The 3,454-nt window shown below is 65.7% G+C and carries 4 protein-coding genes; 2 read left to right on the forward strand and 2 right to left on the reverse strand.

Annotated features, from left to right (window positions below; translation table 11 throughout):
• The first annotated feature begins 140 nt into the window (after positions 1-140).
• On the forward strand, positions 141-977 hold the full coding sequence (locus ACIQ6O_RS14785) for an alpha/beta fold hydrolase (RefSeq protein ID WP_396208548.1): 837 nt from the start codon (positions 141-143) through the stop codon (positions 975-977).
• A 49-nt stretch (positions 978-1,026) separates the two neighbouring features.
• Here the strand turns inward: ACIQ6O_RS14785 and ACIQ6O_RS14790 are convergent, their stop codons facing one another.
• Entirely contained in the window at positions 1,027-2,064 is a 1,038-nt protein-coding gene (locus ACIQ6O_RS14790) for an aldo/keto reductase (protein WP_396208549.1), read from the reverse strand.
• The gene (locus ACIQ6O_RS14795; protein ID WP_396208550.1) at positions 2,061-2,414 is read right to left on the reverse strand and encodes a TIGR04076 family protein; all 354 of its coding nucleotides are present in this window, start codon (positions 2,412-2,414) and stop codon (positions 2,061-2,063) included. The genes ACIQ6O_RS14790 and ACIQ6O_RS14795 overlap by 4 nt, the downstream gene beginning before the upstream one ends.
• 103 nt (positions 2,415-2,517) lie before the next feature.
• Here ACIQ6O_RS14795 and ACIQ6O_RS14800 point away from each other — a divergent pair, with 103 nt between their 5' ends.
• On the forward strand, positions 2,518-3,387 hold the full coding sequence (locus ACIQ6O_RS14800) for a TSUP family transporter (RefSeq protein WP_396208551.1): 870 nt from the start codon (positions 2,518-2,520) through the stop codon (positions 3,385-3,387).
• The last annotated feature ends 67 nt before the right edge of the window (positions 3,388-3,454 follow it).

A 3,454-nucleotide genomic window follows, 5' to 3' on the forward strand; every position in this document is an offset into this window, starting at 1 on the left:
GGCCAAGCGTGCAAGGCCATGCACGGGCAGCGCGGCCTGCCAGTGCGCGAAGGCAAGGATGGGGAGTGCCGACCCGCCAATCAGCACCGTTTCCAGCAGAACGACCGAGCACACGGCCCACCCGAACCGGACCCAGCGCCATGTCTGTGCATTCGTCATTGGACACCTCGCATACGGATCACCCCTCGATCGAACTCGATGCGGCCGCTCGTCTGCACGCCACTGGGACCGGCCGCCCGCTCATCTATGTGCCCGGACTCGATGGCACCGGGTTGCTCTTCTATCGTCAGACACGCCTGCTGCGCCACCGGTTCCGCGTGCTCACGTTTCGCCTGCGTGACGAAGCCCCGGACATGGACACGCTCGTCGCCGATCTGCTGCATCATCTCGACGTGGCCGTCCCTTCGGGCGAACCGGTCGTGATGGTGGGGGAATCGTTCGGTGGCGCACTGGCCATGTCGTTCGCGAGCAGGCACCCCGACCGTGTGGCCGAACTGGTCATCCTCAATTCGTTCACCCGTATCACCCCGCGCGCGAAGCTGCATGCTGCGCTGGCGGCGATGCATCTGGTGCCGTGGCACACCATGCAGTGGGTCCGCAGTCTCACGGCGTGGCGGCTGCACTCGGCGCACACGCATCAGGACGAGATCCGTAACTTCCTATTACTCACGCGCGGCACCACGAAAGTGGGATACCGCAACCGGCTCCGCATCCTCACGCGCTACGACATTCGCCCCGCGCTGCAGCGCTTGACCATGCCCACGCTCTTTCTCGCGGCCGATGAAGATCATCTGTTGCCTTCGGTGCGCGAAGCACGGCTGATGACGGCGAGTACTCCCGCGGCCACGCTGCGCATTCTCGAAGGGCATGGCCACGGATGCTTCCTCGCGCCCGATCTCGATCTCGACCAATTGCTCCATGAGTGGGCCTCGCTGCGTTCGGGGAGCGTAGAACCGACACCCGCCCGTCCTGCCTAATCATGGGGGGCGCGCCCCTCGCACCGCCATCCCGCGCGGTGCTGCGATGCTAGCTGGCGGTGTTGAGGTTGTAGCGAATGATCCCCGCGTGGACCGACTGCGGATCACGCTCGGCGTCGTAGACATCACCGTCAGGCATGGGCATGGCGCGCAGGACCTCGGCGAGTTGCGCGTGATCCTCTGGGGACAGTGCCAGGCTCAGCGTTTGTACCGTACGCCGCGCGCTCGCTTCGCCACGAAATCCCACGATGACGGCCCCCACGGCCGGCTGATCGAGCACCCACCGCTGCGCGACGTTTGCAATCCCGACGCCATGGCGTGACGCGATGTCGCCCAGCGCCTCGAGCAGCCGCTGAAACGCGCGCCATCCGCCGCAATCATCGATCACCAGTCGATACTTGATGAGCGACCGGTTCTCGAGTTCGCCAGTGGGTTCCTCGGCGCCGCGCCACGCCTCGCCGAGGAAACCGCCGGCGACGGAGCCGTAGCAAAGCAGATGCATGCCGCGGGACACCGACAGCGGCGCAAGCTGCGCCGCCGGCCGACGATCGAGCACCGAATACTGCACTTGCGTGGCGACCAACGGCACACCGGCGTCCAGCAGCTCACGTGTGCGCTCGGTGTTCGTGTTCGTCAGCGCCAGATGACGGATCTTGCCGGCTCGCTGGAGATCAGTCAGCATGCCGGCGACCTCCACCATGCCGGGAATGTCGTAGCGCCACCAGTGGAACTGCACGAGGTCGAGTGTGTCCGCACGCAACCGCGACAACGAGCGATCGATGATCCGCGTGACGTAGGCGCGATCCACTTGCGCCAAGGCGTCGCGATCCGGCACGAACTTCGTGTGCACCTGTACCCGGCGGCCGGGACGGGCGGCACGATACTCACCGATGAGCGCCTCGACGCCGGTGTAGATGTCGGCGCAGTCCAGCGTGTCGCAGCCATGATCGGCCAACAGGTCCCAGGTGGCGAACTGCGCCTCGCGATCCACCCCGCGCGACGAATGCCCCTCGGAGAGCTGCCACGCCCCCGCGATCACTTCGGGAACCGAGTACCCGTCAGCCAACGTACGGCGCGCAGCGCTCACGGCTGTGCCTCGGAAGCGGGGAGTTGTTCGCCGCTCTCTTCCGAATGCCGCAAGGTGCGCATGGTGGTGCGTGAAATCCGGAACACCGCCCCGCAGTGCACGTCGGGGCAGGCGATGTCCGAATCGGTCGTCATCCAGTCGTTGGGATGCGTGGGACGCTGCTTGGCCGGAAGCAGTGGCAGCAAGGCCGCCATGGCGTACAGCGGGAACCCCTGCCCCTCCGGCATGAAGATCGTGCCCGACTTCACCTCGAAGTAATCACCGATGCGCTCATGGCACATCATGCGGCCACGGTTAGCTACGACCTCCACCTTGAGGTCGTACAGGGTGAATTCGTCGTTGACGCTCATGTGGCTGGCTCGGGGACGTCGGGAAAAGGGATCGCACGAAAGCTAGCGCCCCATGCCCCGGGCCGCGCCAGCAGCCCCCCGCGCGCGGCGATAGCTTCTGCGCATGAGCGACAGCCCTCTCGACATCCGATTCTTGCTGCTGGCGGCCATCGTGGCCCTCTCCGCCCTGCTCGTCTGGCGGTGGTGGCACTCGATCGATCGCGGCAGTGGTGAACCGCTGCGGCCGACGCCCGTACAGTTCCTCATCGGGTTCGTGGTGAACTTCTTCGACACGTTGGGGATCGGCTCACTCGCCACCACCACCACGGCGTTCAAGGCGCTGCGTATGGTGCCAGACGAGCGGCTCCCCGGAACGATGATCGTGGGGCTCACGCTCTGCGTCGCCACGCAGGCGCTCATCTTCATTTCGAAGATCGAGATCGACACCACCCTGCTGGTGCTTATGATCGCCACCGCCCTCGTGGGTGGATGGCTGGGCGCCAGTGTGGTATCGCGGCTTCCGCGTCGCCCCATTCAGGTAGGGATGGGCGTGGCATTGCTCATGGCCGCGCTCTTCATGACCGTCGCGCAGCTCAACAAGATGCCGGTGGGCGGCACGGCCCTTTCGCTCAGTGGCGGGCCGCTCTTCCTCGCGCTCGGCGTGAACTTCGTGCTTGGCGCACTCATCATGCTCGGTATCGGCAATTACGGGCCGACGTTCGTGCTGCTGAGTGCGCTCGGCATGGACCCTCGAGCCGCCTTTCCCATCATGATGGGGAGTGGCGCGTTCGCCGCGCTGCTCGGGTGCCTCGAGTTCATCAAGCGCCGCAACCAAGTGAATCAGCCCGCCATCGGACTCGCCGTTGGCGGCATCCCCGGCGTGCTGGTCGCGGCGCTGTTGATCACGAGCCTGCCCATCGACCTGCTACGATGGCTGGTGATCGTGGTGGTGGTGTACGCCGGCTTCACCATGCTGCGGCCGGCTCGCAGTTAGCGCGCGCTGTTCTTCACCCGGAAGAGATAGCTGATCTTCACGAACGCCCCGTCACTCGTGCGACGGG

Origin of the sequence: Gemmatimonas sp. (assembly GCF_044345575.1) — a bacterium.
Taxonomy (GTDB): domain Bacteria; phylum Gemmatimonadota; class Gemmatimonadetes; order Gemmatimonadales; family Gemmatimonadaceae; genus Gemmatimonas.